14 protein-coding genes and 2 pseudogenes are annotated in these 17,965 nt (G+C 52.9%); 2 read left to right on the forward strand and 14 right to left on the reverse strand.

What is annotated here, in order from left to right:
• Positions 1–57: 57 nt before the first annotated feature.
• From ACTQ52_RS00985 to ACTQ52_RS01050, 14 genes and pseudogenes are all read right to left on the reverse strand, one after another.
• Positions 58–327, reverse strand: a pseudogene (locus ACTQ52_RS00985) (tRNA (cytidine(34)-2'-O)-methyltransferase); the annotation flags it as partial.
• A gap of 222 nt (positions 328–549) precedes the next feature.
• Positions 550–762 (reverse strand): annotated as a pseudogene (locus ACTQ52_RS00990) (tRNA (cytidine(34)-2'-O)-methyltransferase); the annotation flags it as partial.
• Positions 763–928: 166 nt separating this feature from the next.
• A complete protein-coding gene (locus ACTQ52_RS00995) occupies positions 929–1,180 on the reverse strand; it encodes a DUF6472 family protein (protein ID WP_441226721.1) in 252 nt (83 codons plus the stop codon).
• A 10-nt stretch (positions 1,181–1,190) separates the two neighbouring features.
• A complete protein-coding gene (gene nth / locus ACTQ52_RS01000) occupies positions 1,191–1,907 on the reverse strand; it encodes an endonuclease III (protein WP_441226722.1) in 717 nt (238 codons plus the stop codon).
• Between the two features lie 131 nt (positions 1,908–2,038).
• Entirely contained in the window at positions 2,039–2,539 is a 501-nt protein-coding gene (locus ACTQ52_RS01005; protein ID WP_441981521.1) for a deoxycytidylate deaminase, read from the reverse strand.
• Between the two features lie 115 nt (positions 2,540–2,654).
• A complete protein-coding gene (locus tag ACTQ52_RS01010) occupies positions 2,655–3,830 on the reverse strand; it encodes an L-threonylcarbamoyladenylate synthase (RefSeq protein ID WP_441981522.1) in 1,176 nt (391 codons plus the stop codon).
• Between the two features lie 119 nt (positions 3,831–3,949).
• A complete protein-coding gene (locus tag ACTQ52_RS01015; protein ID WP_441981523.1) occupies positions 3,950–5,722 on the reverse strand; it encodes a glycosyl hydrolase family 18 protein in 1,773 nt (590 codons plus the stop codon).
• 150 nt (positions 5,723–5,872) lie between these two features.
• Positions 5,873–6,952, reverse strand: coding sequence for a peptide chain release factor 1 (prfA, locus tag ACTQ52_RS01020; RefSeq protein ID WP_410043182.1), 1,080 nt, complete (start codon positions 6,950–6,952; stop codon positions 5,873–5,875).
• 125 nt (positions 6,953–7,077) lie between these two features.
• The gene (locus ACTQ52_RS01025; protein ID WP_441981524.1) at positions 7,078–8,250 is read right to left on the reverse strand and encodes a N5-glutamine methyltransferase family protein; all 1,173 of its coding nucleotides are present in this window, start codon (positions 8,248–8,250) and stop codon (positions 7,078–7,080) included.
• A gap of 140 nt (positions 8,251–8,390) precedes the next feature.
• Positions 8,391–9,374 (reverse strand): DUF1385 domain-containing protein, encoded by a 984-nt coding sequence (locus ACTQ52_RS01030; RefSeq protein WP_441981569.1) that lies wholly within the window; start codon positions 9,372–9,374, stop codon positions 8,391–8,393.
• Positions 9,375–9,841: 467 nt separating this feature from the next.
• Positions 9,842–10,042 carry a 50S ribosomal protein L31 gene (gene rpmE / locus ACTQ52_RS01035; RefSeq protein ID WP_410043125.1) on the reverse strand — a complete coding sequence of 67 codons (201 nt, stop codon included), beginning with the start codon at positions 10,040–10,042 and terminating at the stop codon, positions 9,842–9,844.
• 140 nt (positions 10,043–10,182) lie between these two features.
• On the reverse strand, positions 10,183–11,577 hold the full coding sequence (locus ACTQ52_RS01040) for an RNA-binding domain-containing protein (RefSeq protein ID WP_441226725.1): 1,395 nt from the start codon (positions 11,575–11,577) through the stop codon (positions 10,183–10,185).
• A gap of 683 nt (positions 11,578–12,260) precedes the next feature.
• A complete protein-coding gene (locus ACTQ52_RS01045; protein WP_441981525.1) occupies positions 12,261–12,626 on the reverse strand; it encodes a DUF2726 domain-containing protein in 366 nt (121 codons plus the stop codon).
• A 180-nt stretch (positions 12,627–12,806) separates the two neighbouring features.
• A complete protein-coding gene (locus ACTQ52_RS01050; protein ID WP_441981570.1) occupies positions 12,807–14,474 on the reverse strand; it encodes a DEAD/DEAH box helicase in 1,668 nt (555 codons plus the stop codon).
• Between the two features lie 674 nt (positions 14,475–15,148).
• On the opposite strand from ACTQ52_RS01050, the gene tet(W) reads away from it, so the two are divergent.
• A complete protein-coding gene (gene tet(W), locus ACTQ52_RS01055; RefSeq protein WP_441981526.1) occupies positions 15,149–17,068 on the forward strand; it encodes a tetracycline resistance ribosomal protection protein Tet(W) in 1,920 nt (639 codons plus the stop codon).
• A 50-nt stretch (positions 17,069–17,118) separates the two neighbouring features.
• Positions 17,119–17,886: a class I SAM-dependent methyltransferase gene (locus ACTQ52_RS01060; RefSeq protein ID WP_002586626.1), complete on the forward strand. Its 768-nt coding sequence runs from the start codon at positions 17,119–17,121 to the stop codon at positions 17,884–17,886.
• Positions 17,887–17,965: the final 79 nt, after the last annotated feature.

The following is a 17,965-nucleotide window of genomic DNA, read 5'->3' on the forward strand; positions in this document are numbered from 1 at the left end:
GTCAGACCCCATTAACTGGACCCCATTAACTGCGCCTGTCGGCGCACCCCATGATATTTACCAGTGCAGCCGGTGCAGTTCTCCGCGTTTTTCCAGGTTTTCGAAGTCGTTCTGGCGGTAGGCTTCGTAGAGGAGGATCGCGGCGGAGTTGCTGAGGTTCAGGGAACGCATGTCACCCCACATCGGGATGCGGATGCAGGACTTCGGGTGCTGGACGAGGATCTCCTCCGGGATGCCGGCGGATTCCTTTCCGAACATGATGTAGTCATTCGGCCCGAAGTGGACGTCGCTGTAGACCTGCCGGCCCTTCGTGGTCGCAAACCAGAGCTTCGGTGTCTCGATGGTCTCCTGAGACCAGTCCGCACAGTGCGCCTGACCGGCGTACATGCCGTCATCCCAAAGGCTCGCCACATCCACCGGCGCCGGCTCGCCATCCTTTCCGGCACCATCGCCCTGCGCAGCTCCGCCAGCTGCCGAGGCATCCGCAGCACCATCTGCTGCCGGATCGCCTGCATTGGCCGGCTCGAACTCGTCGGCGAAGTGGAGCTCCGGGTGCTTCGCGAGGAAGTCCTCGTAGTCGAGGTACTCGTGGAGATCGAGCTTCGCCCAGTAGTCCATGCCCGCACGCTTGATGTAGCGGTCATCGAGGGTGAAGCCGTACGGCCGGATCATATGAAGCGACGTGTGGGTCGCCACGCAGGTGCGACCGATCGCACCGGTATTGAACGGAATTTCCGGTTCATGAAGTACAACATGTAGCATAAAATCACCTTTCCCGGCATGTCGCCGAAGCCCAGCACCGCGCATGCTCTCCATCTGGCATGCCGCCGAAGTCCAGTCCCGCGCACGCCCTCACTCCGGCATGCCCGGGCATTCGACGCCGTACACACCTGCGCGCCACCGACGCGCTCATACACTCCGCGAAGGCCTACGCCTCCCCATCCGACAGTTCTTCCTTCTGATCATCCACGAAATACCCGGCGTCGCTGTAGCCTGGCAGGTGGCCGATGGACTGGTGCTTGACCGTGCGGTACTCGTCGTTCGAGCGCCAGTACGGGCAGTGCCGACGGCGACCGCCCCACATGTGGGCCATGTCGTCCTCGTCGATGTCGGCCTCGCAGACATACTCCTCATCGTCGTCATCGTAGACGTAGTTTAAACACATTTCACATTCTGACATAATCTTTCCTTTATTTCTTCTTCCGGCTCTTCCCGCTCGTCACGCCGGCGCGGGTCGCCTCCAGCAGCTCCGTGTTGTCGCAGCTCGGGCAGAGATCCCGAAGGAAGCACGCGCCACAGTCCGGGCGCGCCGACATACAGTAGCTCCGTCCGAGTGAGATGATGTGCGTGTTCCAGCGGATCCAGAACTCCTCCGGCACCGTCTCCATGAGCTGAAATTCGGTGCGCGTCGGGTCGCTCGACGCCGCGAGTCCGAGACGGTTCGAGATGCGCTTCACATGCGTATCCACGACGAGCGCCGGCTTGTTGTAGATGTGGCCGAGAATCAGGTTCCCCGTCTTGCGGCCGACGCCCGGGAGCGAGGTGAGCTCGTCAATGCTGTCGGGCACGACGCCGTCATAGCGCGCGAGGAGATCGGCGGCGCAGGCCTTGATGTTCCGCGCCTTGTTATGGTAGAAGCCGGTGGAACGGATGTCCTCCTCGAGCTCCTCGATCGGCACCTCGGCGAAATCCTCGAGACAGGTATACTTCTTAAACAGCTTCTCGGTCACCATATTGACGCGGGCATCAGTGCACTGTGCACTCAGAATCGTCGCGAACAGCAGCTGCCACGCATTTTCACTTTTCAAAAAAATCGGCGGCTCGGCACCATAATGCTCATCGAGCCGCTTCATGATCTCCCGGACGCGCTTCTCCCGCGCCTCCGGGCTCTCTCCCTTTACAAACATCTCGTCCTCTTTCCGATCACCCCGTCATGGCATCATCTTAAGAATTTCGTAAGGGGGTCTGACCCCATAAAGTCCAGTTTAGAATCTGTTTAGAAAAATTTAATGGGGTCAGACCCCATTAAATTCCGGCGTCACAGCGCCAGGATCACGGTGCGGCCGGTCGGCTGGTACTGGTAGTAGCGGACGCCGGCGGCATCGAGCATGCGCTTGCTGGCTCGGGTCGACGGCGTGTCGCCATACTTATCAGAGTAGTAGATCAGCGTCCGGATGCCAGCCTGGATCAGCGCCTTCGCACACTCGTTGCACGGGAAGAGCGTGACATAGAGCTTACAGCCCTCGAGGGAACCGCCGCGATAGTTGAGGATCGCGTTCAGCTCTGCATGCGTCGAGTAGAAGTACTTCGCATTGTACGGGTCGTCCTCCGCATGGATCTTCGTCCACGGGAAGGCGTCATCGGAGCAGCCCTGCGGGAAGCCGTTGTAGCCCATCGAGAGAATCTTGTTCTCCGGGCTCACGATGCAGGCGCCCACCTGGGTACTCGGGTCCTTCGAACGGCGCGCCGACATCTCGGCGACCCCCATGAAGTACTCATCCCAGGTGATATAGTCTCGTCTCTTTCCACTCTCTTCCATCTCATTCTCCTTTATTTGTAACGGTTCAGCTCAGGGACCCCGGCTTAGATCTCACCGATCTCGGAGTGCTGTGCCTCCGTTGCCATCCTCCGGGCCCCTGTCTAAACGCTTGCCTTTATTTATCCGCGTGCGGCTGCAGGCCGGCGAGCGGGGAGATGCCGTTCCGGAAAACATCCGTCGGCTGATCATCCGCGCAGACCTCCAGCATCCCGGCGGACTTCCGCATGCGGTTCATGAGCGCGAAGCCCACGCCGCGATCACTGTAGCTCTCGGCGTAGATCCGCTCCGTGCCGTCCTCGTCGAACTCACGCAGCACACGGAACAGCTCATGTGTCATCGACAGCGGATCGCTTCGGCGACCGATCACCTTGATGTCCGCACGGCGGTCGCCCGCACTGAGGTAGCGCGCCCGCGTCTCCTCGCAGCAGATGATCCCGACCCGGAGGCCGGCGGCTTCGTCCGCATCCACGAGTCGGTCAATGCAGGCGGCCACCATCTGATCGGCTTCCGCGCGTTCCTCCTCGGAGAGCGCATAGTCACGCTCCTTCGACAGCCGGGTCGTCACAAGCGCCATGCGCGCATTCGGCGCATAATGCCGGTACTTCATCCCTGGTGCCTTCGGGTGCACACCCTCCTTCACGCCGCCGGCGATGATGGCCGGATCGATCCGGACCTCGGTGCCGAGCGTCTCGGACAGCTCCTCCACGGTGATCGCACCTGGTCGAAGCAGGGTCGGTACCTCACCGGTGAGGTCGAGGATGGTAGACTCGACACCGATGCCCACCGGGCCGTCATCGAGGATCATCTCGATCTTTCCCTGAAGATCATGGTACACATGCGCCGCTTCCGTCGGACTCGGCTTGCCGGAGGTGTTTGCACTCGGTCCGGCGATCGGCACACGGGCCGCCTTGATAAACGCGAGGGTCACGCGGTTCTCCGGGCAGCGGATCGCGACGGTCTCGAGCCCACCCGTCGTTTCATATGGCACGATCGCCGCCTTCGGCATCACGATCGTGAGCGGTCCCGGCCAGAACGCTTCCATCAGCTTCCGCGCGCTGTCCGGAAATTCCGACACGAGCGGCGGGACCTCGTCGATACAGGAGACATGCACGATCAGCGGGTTATCCGACGGCCGTCCCTTCGCCGCATATATCTTCCGGCTCGCCTCCGGATCCAGTGCATTGCCCCCGAGACCATAGACTGTCTCGGTCGGAAATGCCACGAGGCCGCCCCGGCGGATGATTTCCGCCGCCTGCTGCACGCCCTCCATACCTTTTACGATTGTTTCCATCTTAACTTCCTTCTATCTTTCAGCGTCTGCGCCGAAGCGCATCCGCATCTATATTCTCTGTACCGGCACCACGCTTCAGGCGCAATGCGTCCACGCTCACGCTGCCGACATTCCACGGCTCAGTTCTGTGCCGCGCTGTCTGCATTGAGATTCAGTATACTCCAGAAGCTCTGCGGCTCCTGTCCGAGCTTCCAGCCCGCGACGCCCGCACAGCCGGCTTCCTTCACGGCGTCGACCTTCCGCTGCATGGACTGATCATCCTCCATCCAGACCTTCTTGATCTCCGTGCCGTCGGTGATCTCGCCGTAGTTCTGGCCGAGGTCCTCCTGCCACTCGAGCTGCACGCCCTTCTCCGCTACCCAGTTTAGTGCGGTCTGGACGCTGAGCGCCTCGGAGCGGGTCTTGCCATCCGCACCGGTGATCCACACGCGTGTATAGAATGGGAGGGCAATGATGACGCGATCACTGTCCATGGCGCTGCTCGCTTCGCGGATGCCACGCTTTACGTAATCGATCGAAGCCACCGAGCCTTCCTCGCTGCCGGCATAGTGCTCGTCATAGCACATGATGACGACGTAGTCGATGCACTCGCCGAGCTCCTCGATGTCGTAGTGACTGTTGTAATTATATGGTACATAGCAGTCCGCAGACAGCACGAGTCCCGCCTCACGGCAGGCGACGCCGAGCTCCCGCATGAACTGAATATACGCGCGGCCGAGGCCGGTCGGGATCAGCTCGAAGTCAATGTTGAGACCATCGATGCCACCCGCGACGGCGGTGGACACGAGGGAAGCGACGAGCTGCGCACGAAGCGCGGTGTTCTCGAGGAAGACCGACTCGTCGATGTTTCCGGCGTCGAAGTTATTGACCACGGCCCAGACCTGGTAGCCGGCTGCATGAGCCGCCTGCACATAGTCCGCACTCCAGTAGGAGGTGAAGGTACCCTGATCGGAATTCAGGATGAACCAGGTCGGCGCGATGACATTCATCGTGCTGCCCGGCTGCGAGGTCGCACTCGCGAAGCTTGCGTTGCCCGCCTGCGAGGTCACCTGATGGAAGCCCATCACGACCTTCTGATCGAGGAGTTTATGTGTATATTCCGGCGCAGTGAACGTGCTTTCCGGGGTCACCGAACGCTCGTCGGAGAGACGCTTGTTCCGGAGCCAGCCGATATAGCCGTCTTCGGTTTCAACCCGTGACCAGTTCTCCATCGCCTCGAGGATTTTAACATTGGCCCCCTGCTCGAGCGTCGTCAGCACCGGTGATTTCACGCCACCGAGGAGACGCACCGCCTCCTTCTTCTGAACGGTCGCCTCGGTATACGGCGAGAAGTCGTCGAAGATGAAGATGCGCTTCTGCTCTGCGCTCACGTAGCTCGTGAAGCGGATGTTTGTGTGTTCCGCGACGAGCTTTACGTTCAGATACAGATTTTCCGTGCCGTTTCCGAGCTTCAGGAACGGCGTCGAGCCATCGCTCAGTGTGTCGCCGATCCCGTACTTCAGGGTCTCGGTCGGCATCGTATAGAGGACCTCCGTCGCATCCGAGGCCCAGAAGAAACGGCGGTTCAGGTTCGACATCACCCACTCATACGGGAGGAAGACGCCGCCGTTCACACACTTCGCCAGCACGAGCTTTCCGTTCTCATCCGCCTGCTGCTCCTCATCGAGGTAGATCGTCACCTCATCGCCGCTGACACCGAAGTAGTCCGCCTGGTCGGCGAGCTCCTTCGTCGGCGCATATTTTTTCTCATAGATGTATCCACCGGCGGCACCGGCAAACACGAGGAGCATGAGAAGTCCGATGATCGCCGGCATGAAGTGCTTTCCACCGCCCGGCTGCTGCCGGCGACGTGAGCGCTGATGCGGATCCACAGATATTCTTTCCCTGGCCACTTTTTTCTCCTTCTTCTGTCTGCGTCCGATCCCGGCGCACGGCCCCCTGTTGCAGGCGCTGCGCTTCCCGGCTCCGGACACGCCACATGCTGCAGAAAATGGCGGCATCCTGCAGCACCAGACAGCCGGTGTGCAGAATCATCGCTTATGTCAGATAACCTCCTGATTCAGCTCCGCGAGCTTCGCTGCCTGGTCGGCGGCGATGATCGGGTCGAGGAGCGGATCGAGGTCTCCATTCAGTACCTTATCGATCGAGTACAGCGTCAGTCCGATCCGGTGATCCGTCACACGTCCCTGCGGGAAGTTGTAGGTACGGATCTTCTCGGAACGGTCGCCCGTGCCCACCTGGGAGCGCTTGGCCTCCGCCGCCTCGTCGTGCTTTTTATTATACTCTATTTCATATAGGCGCGCACGAAGAAGTCGCATCGCCTTCTCGCGGTTCTGAAGCTGAGAACGCTCCTCCTGACACTCGGCCACCATACCGGTCGGGATGTGGATGAGTCGTACCGCAGATGAAGTTTTATTGATGTGCTGTCCACCGGCACCGGAGGAACGGAAGACCTCCATCTTTACATCCGCCGGATTGATCTCGACATCGACGTCCTCAGCCTCCGGCATCACGGCAACGGTTGCGGTGGAGGTGTGGATACGTCCGCCGGACTCGGTCACCGGCACACGCTGTACACGGTGCACGCCCGCCTCATACTTGAGACGACTGTACGCGCCCTTTCCAGTGACGACAAAAACCACCTCCTTCATCCCGCCGATGCCGGTTTCATTGACCGACATCAGCTCCGTCTTATAGCCACGACGCTCCGCGTAGTTGATGTACATGCGGTAGAGCTCTGCGGCGAAAAGCGCTGCCTCATCACCGCCGGCACCGCCACGGATCTCCATGATGATGTTCTTATCATCATTCTCGTCCTTCGGAAGCAGAAGGATCTGGAGCTCCTTGATGAGGGTCGGCTGGTTTTCCTTCGCCTCGGCAAGCTCTGCCTTCGCGAGCTCGATCATCTCCGGATCCTTCTCGGACGCCAGCATCTCGAGGGCCTCCTTCTCGCCGGCCACGGCCTCGAGGTAACGCTTGTAGGTCGTGTACAGCGGCTCAAGCTCACTCGACTCCCGCATCAGCCTCAGGTATTTCTCTGTATCGTTTACGATATCCGGCTCCGTCATGAAGCGCTGGATTTCCTCATAGTGTCGGGAGATGGACTCCAGACGGTCAAACATATCCATGGTAATACTCCTTTATATTTCATAGCGGTCAGTCCAGGGGACTCGGCTTGATTTTACACGGTCTCTCCGTATGGCCTCGGTTGCCGCCCCTCCGGACCTCCGACTTTGCAATTCTTCATTTATAGATGTGCAGCGACCACGCGGTCATTTCCGCCGAAGTCGCGGATGACGGTGATGTCGCGAAAGCCGGCGGCTGCGAGGAGCGCCGGGACGCGCTCGCCCTGGTCGTAGCCGATTTCGAGGTAGATGCGCCCGCCGGGCTTCAGGTAGCGGACGGATTCCTCCGCGAGGATGCGGTAGAAGCGCAGTCCGTCGGCGGTGCCGTCGAGGGCGATGCGCGGCTCGTAGTCCCGGACCTCGGGCTCGAGCTTCTCCACCACCGCCGATGGGATGTACGGCGGGTTCGAGACGATGACGTCGTATCGCTTCAGCGCCCCATCTTCCGTGCGTTCGGCCAATGCAGAGAACATGTCACTCCGCAGAAGGGTGAAGTCGACCGCCGCGTTCTGAAGATGCACCTCCATCCGCGGACCTGGGTTCATCCGCGTCGATGTAGCGACCGTGATTTCGTCCGCCGACACAGCGCTCGACGTCGTGGTCGCGGTGGTATCCGCCTCTGTTATCAACAGTCGCTCGGCATTCTGTCGCGCGATGGCGAGCGCAGCGTCGGAGATATCCACCGCCATGGTGTCGCGGAAAGCGCCGAATTTCGTGAGGGCGATGGCGATACAGCCGGAGCCGGTGCAGACATCGAGGAGCGACGCGCCATCGTTATCCACATGTATCAGAAAATCAGGGCACTTATCCACCATGTGCTCGGAAGAGGACGGGTCCACCGCCGGGTTCTCCACCTCCGTGCGCACTACGCTCGTCGGGTCGACCGACGGCGCTGCGTGCACAGCCCCGATCTGCTCCGGCATGAGATTTCCGAGCACCGCGTCCACGAGCGTCTCGGTGTCGGCCCGCGGGCAGAGCACGTCCTTCGTCACGAGGAAGTCGAGCCCATAGAAGCCGGCGGTGCCTAGGATCTGCTGGAGGGGTTCCCGTCGACTACGGCGGTCAACATTGGCCTGAAACAGCGTGGTCGCAGCCGACAGGGCCTCCGCGTCGGGCAGCACCCGCGGGATCAGGGCCTCCGGCGCGTCGTGCTCGTAAAGCAGATACTGCGCAGGCGAGAGCTGATAGGCGGACATCAGAAGAGCCCGCGCATCGTAGCGCGGGTCCGGTACCTGGGCGGTGTTCAGTGTTTCCGTCGCTTCATCGAGAAGCTGACGCAGCGTGGTGATCGGCATGATACTCCTTCATAAATGCATCCGAAAATCGGCACATGATGATGCAACGAGCCTCGCAGAATATGCAGCGCAGATAATGATATATCTCCTTATGTGCGTTCGAAAAGGCCGTTGCGTGATGAATCGATGCATGCGATCCGCTATGAATTTTCGATCACCGGTTTTCCATCGACGACCGGGATGTCCACGAGGGTGGAGTGCACGTCGGATGGGCGGTCGGAGAAGTCGAGGCCGAAGGTCTGCTTCTCGAACGCGCGCCAGTCGAAGACGCGCTCGACGGCGGCGATGGCCACCTCGATCTCATCGCGGTCCGGTTCGCGCGTGGTGAGGCCCTGCATCCACATACCCGGGATGAAGAGAAGTCGGGTCAGCGCGTTATCATGCGTGCCGACGAGGCGCAGTACCTCGAAGCTGACGCCGGCGATGACCGGAATCAGGATGATACGGCTGAGGAGGCGCATCCAGAGGGTATCTACGCGGATCACCATGAACAACAGGATGGAGATCAGCATGACATAGACGATGAAGCTGGTGCCACAGCGCTTGTGCTCCTTGCTGGAGGCGGCGACGTTATCCACCGTCAGCGGGAGGCCATGCTCGACACAGTTGATGCACTTATGCTCCGCACCGTGGTACTGGAAGGTACGCGCGATGTCCGGCGTACGGGAAATCACTTTAATATAGATGATAAAGAGCAGCACACGAATCACACCCTCGATGAGGCCGAGCAGCGATGCATGCGGCAACACCGGCTTCAGGAAGCCGGCGATCCAGGTCGGAAAGATCACGAAGAGGAGCATCGCGACCACGAAGGAAAAGACCATGACGATCGTTTCGAGCACCGGCTCGAGCTTATCCCCAAAGGTACGGTCCAGCCAGGCCTCGAATTTCGTCGGCTCCTTCTCCGCCTCCTCCGGATCATCCTCGAGGAAGGATGCACTGAAGGTGAGGCAGCGCATGCCGAGCACCATGGAATCCACGAAGGAAAAGACACCACGGATCAGCGGTGCCTTCAGAAACGGATGCTTATCCGTCATGGAGATGTACGTGTCCTCCATCACGGCGATGGAGCCATCCGGCTTCCGGACGCCCACCGAATAGCGCTGACCGTTTCGCATCATCATCCCCTCGATGACGGCCTGACCACCGATACCACTGTAGATCTGGGTATGTGGGAGCGATGACGGCGTCCTATTCTCTGCCGGGACTTCTGCATTTGTTGTATCATTTGAAAAATTCTTTTCTGTATCTGTCATATCGCTTTCTGGATTTCTTTTTTTATATCAAAAGTGATGTTTTCACATCTGCTTCTCAAACTACTTCATATCCTGTTCCTGAACAGGTACCAGAATAGTAAATACCTGCTAAAAGGAAGAAAAACACATCATGATTATAAAATTACACGCACCTAAGTGTAAACGATGGAAAACATGAATTCAATAACAGGAAAGTGAAACTTTTATGACGGCGGGCGACGCTCTCATGGATATGTATAAAGAAACGATGCCATATACATGAATCTGTACAAAAAAATCCCACACCTGCACCTCTCGGATACAGGTATGGGACAGTGTTTTCAGCTTCGTATAAATCAAGCAAGACCAAACTTCTTGTTGAACTTATCGATCTGACCCTTCAGGCTGGATGCCTTCTCCTTACCAGTGTAGAATGAGTGGCAAGCAGAGCAAACCTCGACGTGGATCTCCGGCTTTGTGGAGCCAGTTACGAATGTGTTACCGCAGTTGCAGGTAACGGTAGCCTGATAATACTTTGGATGGATTCCTTCCTTCATCTCGTACCTCTTTCTGCATGGTTCCCAACCATGCCAGCTTGCGTGTCGGCCGCTGAATGCAGTGCAATCCCGAGACTCGACCGCTTAGAAAATAGTTAAGCCTTTATAAGCTACCATAAAGCGAAAAATATTGCAAGACCTCAGCGCTTAATTTTAATCACTGCGGTCGGGGATTTCGTGCTTCCATCCCGATAGATGTCGCCCCTTTCAATCATCGGGTTGATCACATCCTTTAAAAATCGAGATCGATTCGAATAGCCATAGGCGCACTGGAGATCTTTAACCTTCATCGGTCCATTTTCTTTCAGAAGTTTCCACACTTTATTTTCACTCGCTGTATACTCCACCGAACGCGGTGCTTCATCCACACGATATAAAACATCATATAATTTCAGATTTAAAAATCCCGGATAAATCGAAATCACCGGCTGGAATTGTTCAGAGAACGCCTTATAGGCCTCCATCATCGTGAGAAATCCGGTTCCTCCACGCTCCATCAGGTTTGCAGCATCCAGACAAGCGGCGATAATCGAATTTCTTCGAATCGACGGTATCGAGCCTACCGGATATTCCGCATATCCCTTCGGCAGTAACCATGATCCCGGAGAAACGATTTCCATTCGGTCATTATAGATATCCACATCGATCTGTGTCCCGGAAATCGAGTAATCACGGTGTGCGATGGCATTCACCAGTGCCTCTCGTATCGCCTCCTTCGGATAGGAACGGATTTCCTTACGTCCACCATTCGCCGTCTTCTGCCACCCGCTTTTCGTATTTCGCTCGATAAAACGCAGCGCATTCTCGAAGACAAGCGCGATCGAGCCCTTGAATCTCGCACTATCCAGCACGGTGCCGGCTTTATTCATCCCCTTCCAGAGACGACAGCAGATCATCGTGTCATCCCGATCATACCCATCGCGGAACATGATGAATCCTGATTTTGCAAAGCCATCCTTTGATACGATTTCCTCACTCTGCAGCTCTTTTAAAGACGGCACAGCACCATCATTTCGATACTCCCTGCAGAGCGTCAGATAATCTGTCCACTCTTCCTCTCGATAGCGCACCTCGGTTGTTTCATTGTCCACACCATAACGTCTTTTGGATAATGAAATAATGTCTTCTGGTGTTGCAGGTGTAGAATTACCATTTCCTCGGATGTATACAGTTTCGTTGAAATCCCCTTCCCGATATCTGACAACGGATTCCGCAGGCAGCACTTTCATCCCCAGCACAAAATGATCTGCCGTTTCATCTACACTTCGCATCATGTAGCTGATTTTCACGTGAGGAAAAATATTCCGGTCATTTACCCTCGCCACCAGATTTTTTGTCTGATCGATTTCGTTCAGATCCAGACCGAAGGCTTCGCCATCATTGGACACACCCACAAAGATGATACCACCCTGATCATTCGCATATCCGACGATGGTCTTCGCCCATTTCACAGGATTATCCTGCTTAAGAAGCGCTTTAAACTCATATTCCGTATCCTCCGTTACGACATCAGGGAATAATTCCGAAATCTTCATAGTGCTCCTCCATTTCACCATCCGGACATTGTACAGACATTATACAGTACGTTCGAAACATTGTACAGACATTAGATAAGCATTAGACAACGACTGTTACTGTTCACTCGTGTACTGATCAGGCAAGAGCCGGAGGGGCAGCAACGTAGGAACAGTACTCCGTTGCCGCCTCTTCGTCGCCCCTGGCCAACGTTCCTATCCAATATGGTTTGATTATAAAAATACTGGATATGTTTTTTGACTGTAAGCATGACAGGTGACTGCAAACTATCTACTATTAGGCGATTTCAAAAATACTGGATACGAAAATCCTTATTTCCTAAGAGGAATCCACACTCGCATATCCAGTATTTCAAAAAAGAAGGTTTATTAGATATCAGCCGAAAGAAACTCTTCTCTGAAGTCAAAAATACATATCCACTGTTTTAAAAAACGAGGCTTCTTCGATAGTACGCTTATATGCGTATACCTGATTTTGCAGAAACCTATCCAATAAGCGCCCTATTTGAAAATCTTAGATAGTTTAGCTCCGTACACAAAAATGATAGCTGGTGCTAAAAATATCCACGATTTCGTAATCAACCGGTTATTGGATAGTGCCATCCATCTTCATCTATTTCACCCGGTTTGCCAGTAAGAATTTCCGGGCCGCGCGCGATGATTCTATGGAAATCGAGCAGTATTCATGCTGTGATCTCTGCAATCTTTTCCCTTAATTTTTCCTTCTCCCCACTACCATTCGTCGAAAATCTCACGAGTGGCAGTCCGTAGACTTCAAGAATATGATTTTTCAGCTTATCTCTTTCTGCCTGCTTCGTTCCATCCTTATGATAGTGGAAACCATCTACTTCAATTGCAAGCATTGGCTCTTTGCTGACCTTATTAAAAATCAGAAAATCAATGTGGGAAAGTCCAGTATTCACAAATCTCTGTTCTTCAGCATTCATTCTGGAGCAATCACGGAATAGTAGTTGCAACGGCTGATGGCATACCACCCCAAGCGCAACATTACCGCAATTTTTCAGTTCATCCTGAATCAGCGCGTACATAAGATTCTCTGAATCATATTCCGAAATTCTTTTATGCCGTTTGAGATACTCAAGCCTGCTTTCGGTGTATTGACTATATAAATAGTCAAAAACGGAACTGATTTTACTGTGCTGCACATCACAGTTGTTATAGCGAATATATCCGATAAGGTCGGCTATATTGCTTCCTGCCGGTTGCTCCTAATCAGCTACAACAAGGATCAGCTGCTTCTTTGCCCTGGAAATCGCAACGTTCAGAAGATTTGGATCATCCGAAAACTCTGTAATCGTGTCGTCAACTGTAGACAGGATGATATCATTCTTTTCGCGTCCCTGAAACTTATGTACAGTTGCAACCTCTATCGCAGTATCTCCCAGCTCCTTCTTCATCTGAGCAACCTGATTACGATAGGGAGCAATGATACCGACTTCATCCTCAGGTTCATCCAGTGCCGGCAGAATCTCCTTACAGATCACATCAATCTGCCTCTGGTTCATATGGTCACGCTGATGGTTTCCTGGCACAGTGGTTACAAGCTTCAGCGCACTCTCTCCGTTGCTATCCGTCATGACGATCAGGTCACCGTTATAAAACTTCTGGTTACAAAAGCCGATAATCTGCGGATGGCAACGATAATGCTCGCGTAAAACAACCTGTGGTATCCGTTCACTCATAAGTGAACACAACGACGACAGAAAACTGTACTCTGCAAAATTATATTCTGCGCTTATTTTATGCGCATTCCAAATTGTTTCCAGTGGTTTTCTTTGCTGCGTTTTCACAATATTAGAAAGCTGTTTCGTATCACCGACAATAACCGCATTTTTTGCACAGGAAAGCGCAAGCATACCGGTTGCAACATCCACCTGTGAGGCCTCATCCATAACGACATAATCAAACTGGGCCTGTCTCCCCAAGCTGCTTCGAGCAGTATACGTTGTACTCAGTACAACCGGATATTCTTTTATAAATTCCTCCGGATGCTGCCATAAATCATCTTTTACAAGAACGCGGCGACTATTTTTATCTGAATATCGTTCTGCGAGGCGAGATCGAAAGCAACACAATGAAAGCTCTATAAGTTCATCCATTCGTGCATCCGCATCATCGTTTTCAAATTTCACGGTAATATCTGATATTTCAGTATCTATTTCTTTTAACCGGGTTTCATAAAATATATATTGCAGCTTGTTAATAACACCTGCCGTGTCTTCTTTCAAAAGCTTTCCAACGCGAATCCCCAGAGAAATCCTACGCATAAGCCGATATATCAAGCCCGCTTTTTTCGTTCCATCCTGAATATCCTGATACTCCTGCCAGAATTCCATCAATTGATCAGAAGATAGATTCTTGCTCGAAAGAATGAGTTCATTATCCTGAATCAGGGCATGTAAATGTTCGCATTCAAGTTGAACTCTATTTCGTTCCTCACGCAATTTAGCCGATCTATTCTTCTCACGAAAGATTTCCTGCAGTGCTACGGACTTTTCTCTGATAGAATCAGAAAATTCTGATGATGCATTCTCAGCGCTTTTCCAGTCGGACATATCCGGATAGGCTCCGGTCTGTGCTGCGATAAATGCACTTTTACGCTCATCACGTCCCAGTTGGGCAACCATAAAATCCAGCTTATACTTCGACGAAGCCAGCTTCTCCATCACATTATCGATCGCGGAATTATTATTACTGACCACCTGAACGGTTTTCCCCTGAAGTATAAGGTTTGCAATGATATTCAGAATTGTCTGTGTCTTTCCTGTCCCCGGAGGCCCTTCGATCACACTGATTCGATTTGAAAGAGCATTCACAACTGCCTGATACTGACTCTCATTACAGCCAAACGGAAATACAGGTGCCGACGAATCCAGTTTTGTTCCTGCATCAAATGCTCATGTACGGTAAGGAAGCAAGCAACCGAAAACAAGAGATAGACCGCCAGCACTACACTATTCCGAACCAAAGACCAAAAGATAAGCATTGTGGGAAAATCTAAACTTTTGGATTTTCCTACAATGCCAACTACGGCGGAATCCCTCCCACTCCTTATATCTTTCTGTATACATTGAATTTGTATTTAGTAAAATGCAGACAACACCACGGATCGGCTTTTGGTTGGACAATTCCAACCAAACACCACAGCAGACAGCAGAAAACATTCTGAACGCTAGGAAGCCGGTATGATTGTTACATATAAGGGGAAGAAAAATTTCTTTTAGGTACTTGCTTTCCTAAAACTGATGTGATACAATGATTTAATCCAGAAAAGGAGTAAAAAATATGCGGCAAGGTATTCTTAAATAAAACTATAATCAAATAGTGGGAACAAAGGATTATGATAGCTCCTTTTGTAGGGGCTTAGTTTTTTGTACCCAATTTAAGAATACTTTTGCCTTATCAATTTTGACATATCCCCAAAAACAGCAATCACAAACAGGTGTATGCTGTATATGTGTATGTCCGCAACTTATAATCCCCAGTGGTAAAAGTATTTTACTGCTGGGGATTTTTATGCCCTTTGGGGCTGTAAAGGGAGGACAATCACATGAAAATAATCAATATTGGAATTCTTGCCCATGTAGACGCTGGAAAGACGACCTTGACGGAGAGCCTGCTATATGCCAGCGGAGCCATTTCAGAACCGGGGAGCGTCGAAAAAGGGACAACGAGGACGGACACCATGTTTTTGGAGCGGCAGCGTGGGATTACCATTCAAGCGGCAGTCACTTCCTTCCAGTGGCACAGATGTAAAGTTAACATTGTGGATACGCCCGGCCACATGGATTTTTTGGCGGAGGTGTACCGCTCTTTGGCTGTTTTAGATGGGGCCATCTTGGTGATCTCCGCTAAAGATGGCGTGCAGGCCCAGACCCGTATTCTGTTCCATGCCCTGCGGAAAATGAACATTCCCACCGTTATCTTTATCAACAAGATCGACCAGGCTGGCGTTGATTTGCAGAGCGTGGTTCAGTCTGTTCGGGATAAGCTCTCCGCCGATATTATCATCAAGCAGACGGTGTCGCTGTCCCCGGAAATAGTCCTGGAGGAAAATACCGACATAGAAGCATGGGATGCGGTCATCGAAAATAACGATAAATTATTGGAAAAGTATATCGCAGGAGAACCAATCAGCCGGGAAAAACTTGTGCGGGAGGAACAGCGGCGGGTTCAAGACGCCTCCCTGTTCCCGGTCTATTATGGCAGCGCCAAAAAGGGCCTTGGCATTCAACCGTTGATGGATGCGGTGACAGGGCTGTTCCAACCGATTGGGGAACAGGGGAGCGCCGCCCTATGCGGCAGCGTTTTCAAGGTGGAGTATACAGATTGCGGCCAGCGGCGTGTCTATCTACGGCTATACAGCGGAACGCTGCGCCTGCGGGATACGGTGGCCCTGGCCGGGAGAGAAAAGCTGAAAATCACAGAGATGCGTATTCCATCCAAAGGGGAAATTGTTCGGACAGACACCGCTTATCCGGGTGAAATTGTTATCCTTCCCAGCGACAGCGTGAGGTTAAACGATGTATTAGGGGACCCAACCCGGCTCCCTCGTAAAAGGTGGCGTGAGGACCCCCTCCCCATGCTGCGGACGACGATTGCGCCGAAAACGGCAGCGCAAAGAGAACGGCTGCTGGACGCTCTTACGCAACTTGCGGATACTGACCCGCTTTTGCGCTGCGAGGTGGATTCCATCACCCATGAGATCATTCTTTCTTTTTTGGGCCGGGTGCAGTTGGAGGTTGTTTCCGCTTTGCTGTCGGAAAAATACAAGCTTGAAACAGTGGTAAAGGAACCCACCGTCATTTATATGGAGCGGCCGCTCAAAGCAGCCAGCCACACCATCCATATCGAGGTGCCGCCCAACCCGTTTTGGGCATCCATCGGACTGTCTGTTACACCACTCCCGCTTGGCTCCGGTGTACAATACGAGAGCCGGGTTTCGCTGGGATACTTGAACCAGAGTTTTCAAAACGCTGTCAGGGATGGTATCCGTTACGGGCTGGAGCAGGGCTTGTTCGGCTGGAACGTAACGGACTGTAAGATTTGCTTTGAATACGGGCTTTATTACAGTCCGGTCAGCACGCCGGCGGACTTCCGCTCATTGGCCCCGATTGTATTGGAACAGGCATTGAAGGAATCAGGGACGCAACTGCTGGAACCTTATCTCTCCTTCACCCTCTATGCGCCCCGGGAATATCTTTCCAGGGCTTATCATGATGCACCGAAATACTGTGCCACCATCGAAACGGTCCAGGAAAAAAAGGATGAAGTTGTCTTTACTGGCGAGATTCCCGCCCGCTGTATACAGGCATACCGTACTGATCTGGCCTTTTACACCAACGGGCGGAGCGTATGCCTTACAGAGCTGAAAGGATATCAGGCCGCTGTCGGTCAGCCGGTCATCCAGCCCCGCCGTCCAAACAGCCGCCTGGACAAGGTGCGCCATATGTTTCAGAAGGTAATGTAAAGATACATAATCGTCAAGACGGCAACAATCAGAAGTTATGGAGGGTAACAATGGAATATAGTAAGGAAGATTTAATGGAAGCAAAAAAGCAAATTTGGGGAGTGGGAGAGAACATGGGAACAGAGGAAAGTAAAAAAATCTGGGAGGAGAACGCACAATTTTGGGATAATGCAATGGGTGACGAATCTAATGAATTTCACAGAGAGGTAGTGCGTCCCAAAGTAACGGAACTTCTATCTCCTAATCCTGCGGATTACATTTTGGATATTGCGTGTGGCAATGGAAATTATTCTTCGTATCTTGCACAAAGAGGCGCTTCGGTTGTCGCTTTTGATTACAGCAAAAAAATGATAGAATTGGCTAAAAGACGGCAATCACAATATGCAAAACAAATTGAATTTTGTGTGGCGGATGCGACCGATAGAAAAAGTATATTAGAATTAAAAAGAAATCGAGCCTTTACGAAAGCAGTTTCTAATATGGCAATTATGGATATTACGGATATTGAACCACTTCTTATGGCTGTTTATGAACTGTTGCAGGAAAGCGGAATTTTTGTCTTTGCAACGCAACACCCTTGTTTTGTCACGTTGACTGAAAAATATATGACACCGCACAGTTACTATGATATAGCGATTGAAGGGCAACCGAAAGAGCAGATTTATTATCATCGTTCCATACAAGATATTTTTAACCTTTGTTTTAGAGCTGGATTTGTCATTGATGGATTTTATGAAGAATGTTTTAAAACCAACAAAGAAATTCCTATGGTAATGATAGTAAGGCTTAAGAAGGTAAAACGTGATAGCTTAAAATAAATTCAAGTTTGTCGGGTAAATAGCAAACCCAGCCGAGCCAGTCAACGGTCAAGATGAACGGCGCATATGCGCAGCCGTT

It is taken from the genome of Oribacterium sp. Sow4_G1_1, assembly GCF_052116105.1.
Classification (GTDB): Bacteria; Bacillota; Clostridia; order Lachnospirales; family Lachnospiraceae; genus Oribacterium.

Excerpts from the sequence above, each read along its gene's own strand:
- ACTQ52_RS01025 (WP_441981524.1), bottom strand. The coding sequence starts at position 8,250 with ATGCCGATCACCACGCTGCGTCAGCTTCTCGATGAAGCGACGGAAACA.
- ACTQ52_RS01040 (WP_441226725.1), bottom strand. The coding sequence starts at position 11,577 with ATGAAGATTTCGGAATTATTCCCTGATGTCGTAACGGAGGATACGGAA.
- ACTQ52_RS00995 (WP_441226721.1), bottom strand. The coding sequence starts at position 1,180 with ATGTCAGAATGTGAAATGTGTTTAAACTACGTCTACGATGACGACGAT.
- prfA (WP_410043182.1), bottom strand. The coding sequence starts at position 6,952 with ATGTTTGACCGTCTGGAGTCCATCTCCCGACACTATGAGGAAATCCAG.
- nth (WP_441226722.1), bottom strand. The coding sequence starts at position 1,907 with ATGTTTGTAAAGGGAGAGAGCCCGGAGGCGCGGGAGAAGCGCGTCCGG.
- ACTQ52_RS01030 (WP_441981569.1), bottom strand. The coding sequence starts at position 9,374 with ATGATGATGCGAAACGGTCAGCGCTATTCGGTGGGCGTCCGGAAGCCG.
- ACTQ52_RS01045 (WP_441981525.1), bottom strand. The coding sequence starts at position 12,626 with ATGTACGCGCTGATTCAGGATGAACTGAAAAATTGCGGTAATGTTGCG.
- ACTQ52_RS01010 (WP_441981522.1), bottom strand. The coding sequence starts at position 3,830 with ATGGAAACAATCGTAAAAGGTATGGAGGGCGTGCAGCAGGCGGCGGAA.
- ACTQ52_RS01005 (WP_441981521.1), bottom strand. The coding sequence starts at position 2,539 with ATGGAAGAGAGTGGAAAGAGACGAGACTATATCACCTGGGATGAGTAC.
- rpmE (WP_410043125.1), bottom strand. The coding sequence starts at position 10,042 with ATGAAGGAAGGAATCCATCCAAAGTATTATCAGGCTACCGTTACCTGC.
- ACTQ52_RS01060 (WP_002586626.1), top strand. The coding sequence starts at position 17,119 with ATGGAATATAGTAAGGAAGATTTAATGGAAGCAAAAAAGCAAATTTGG.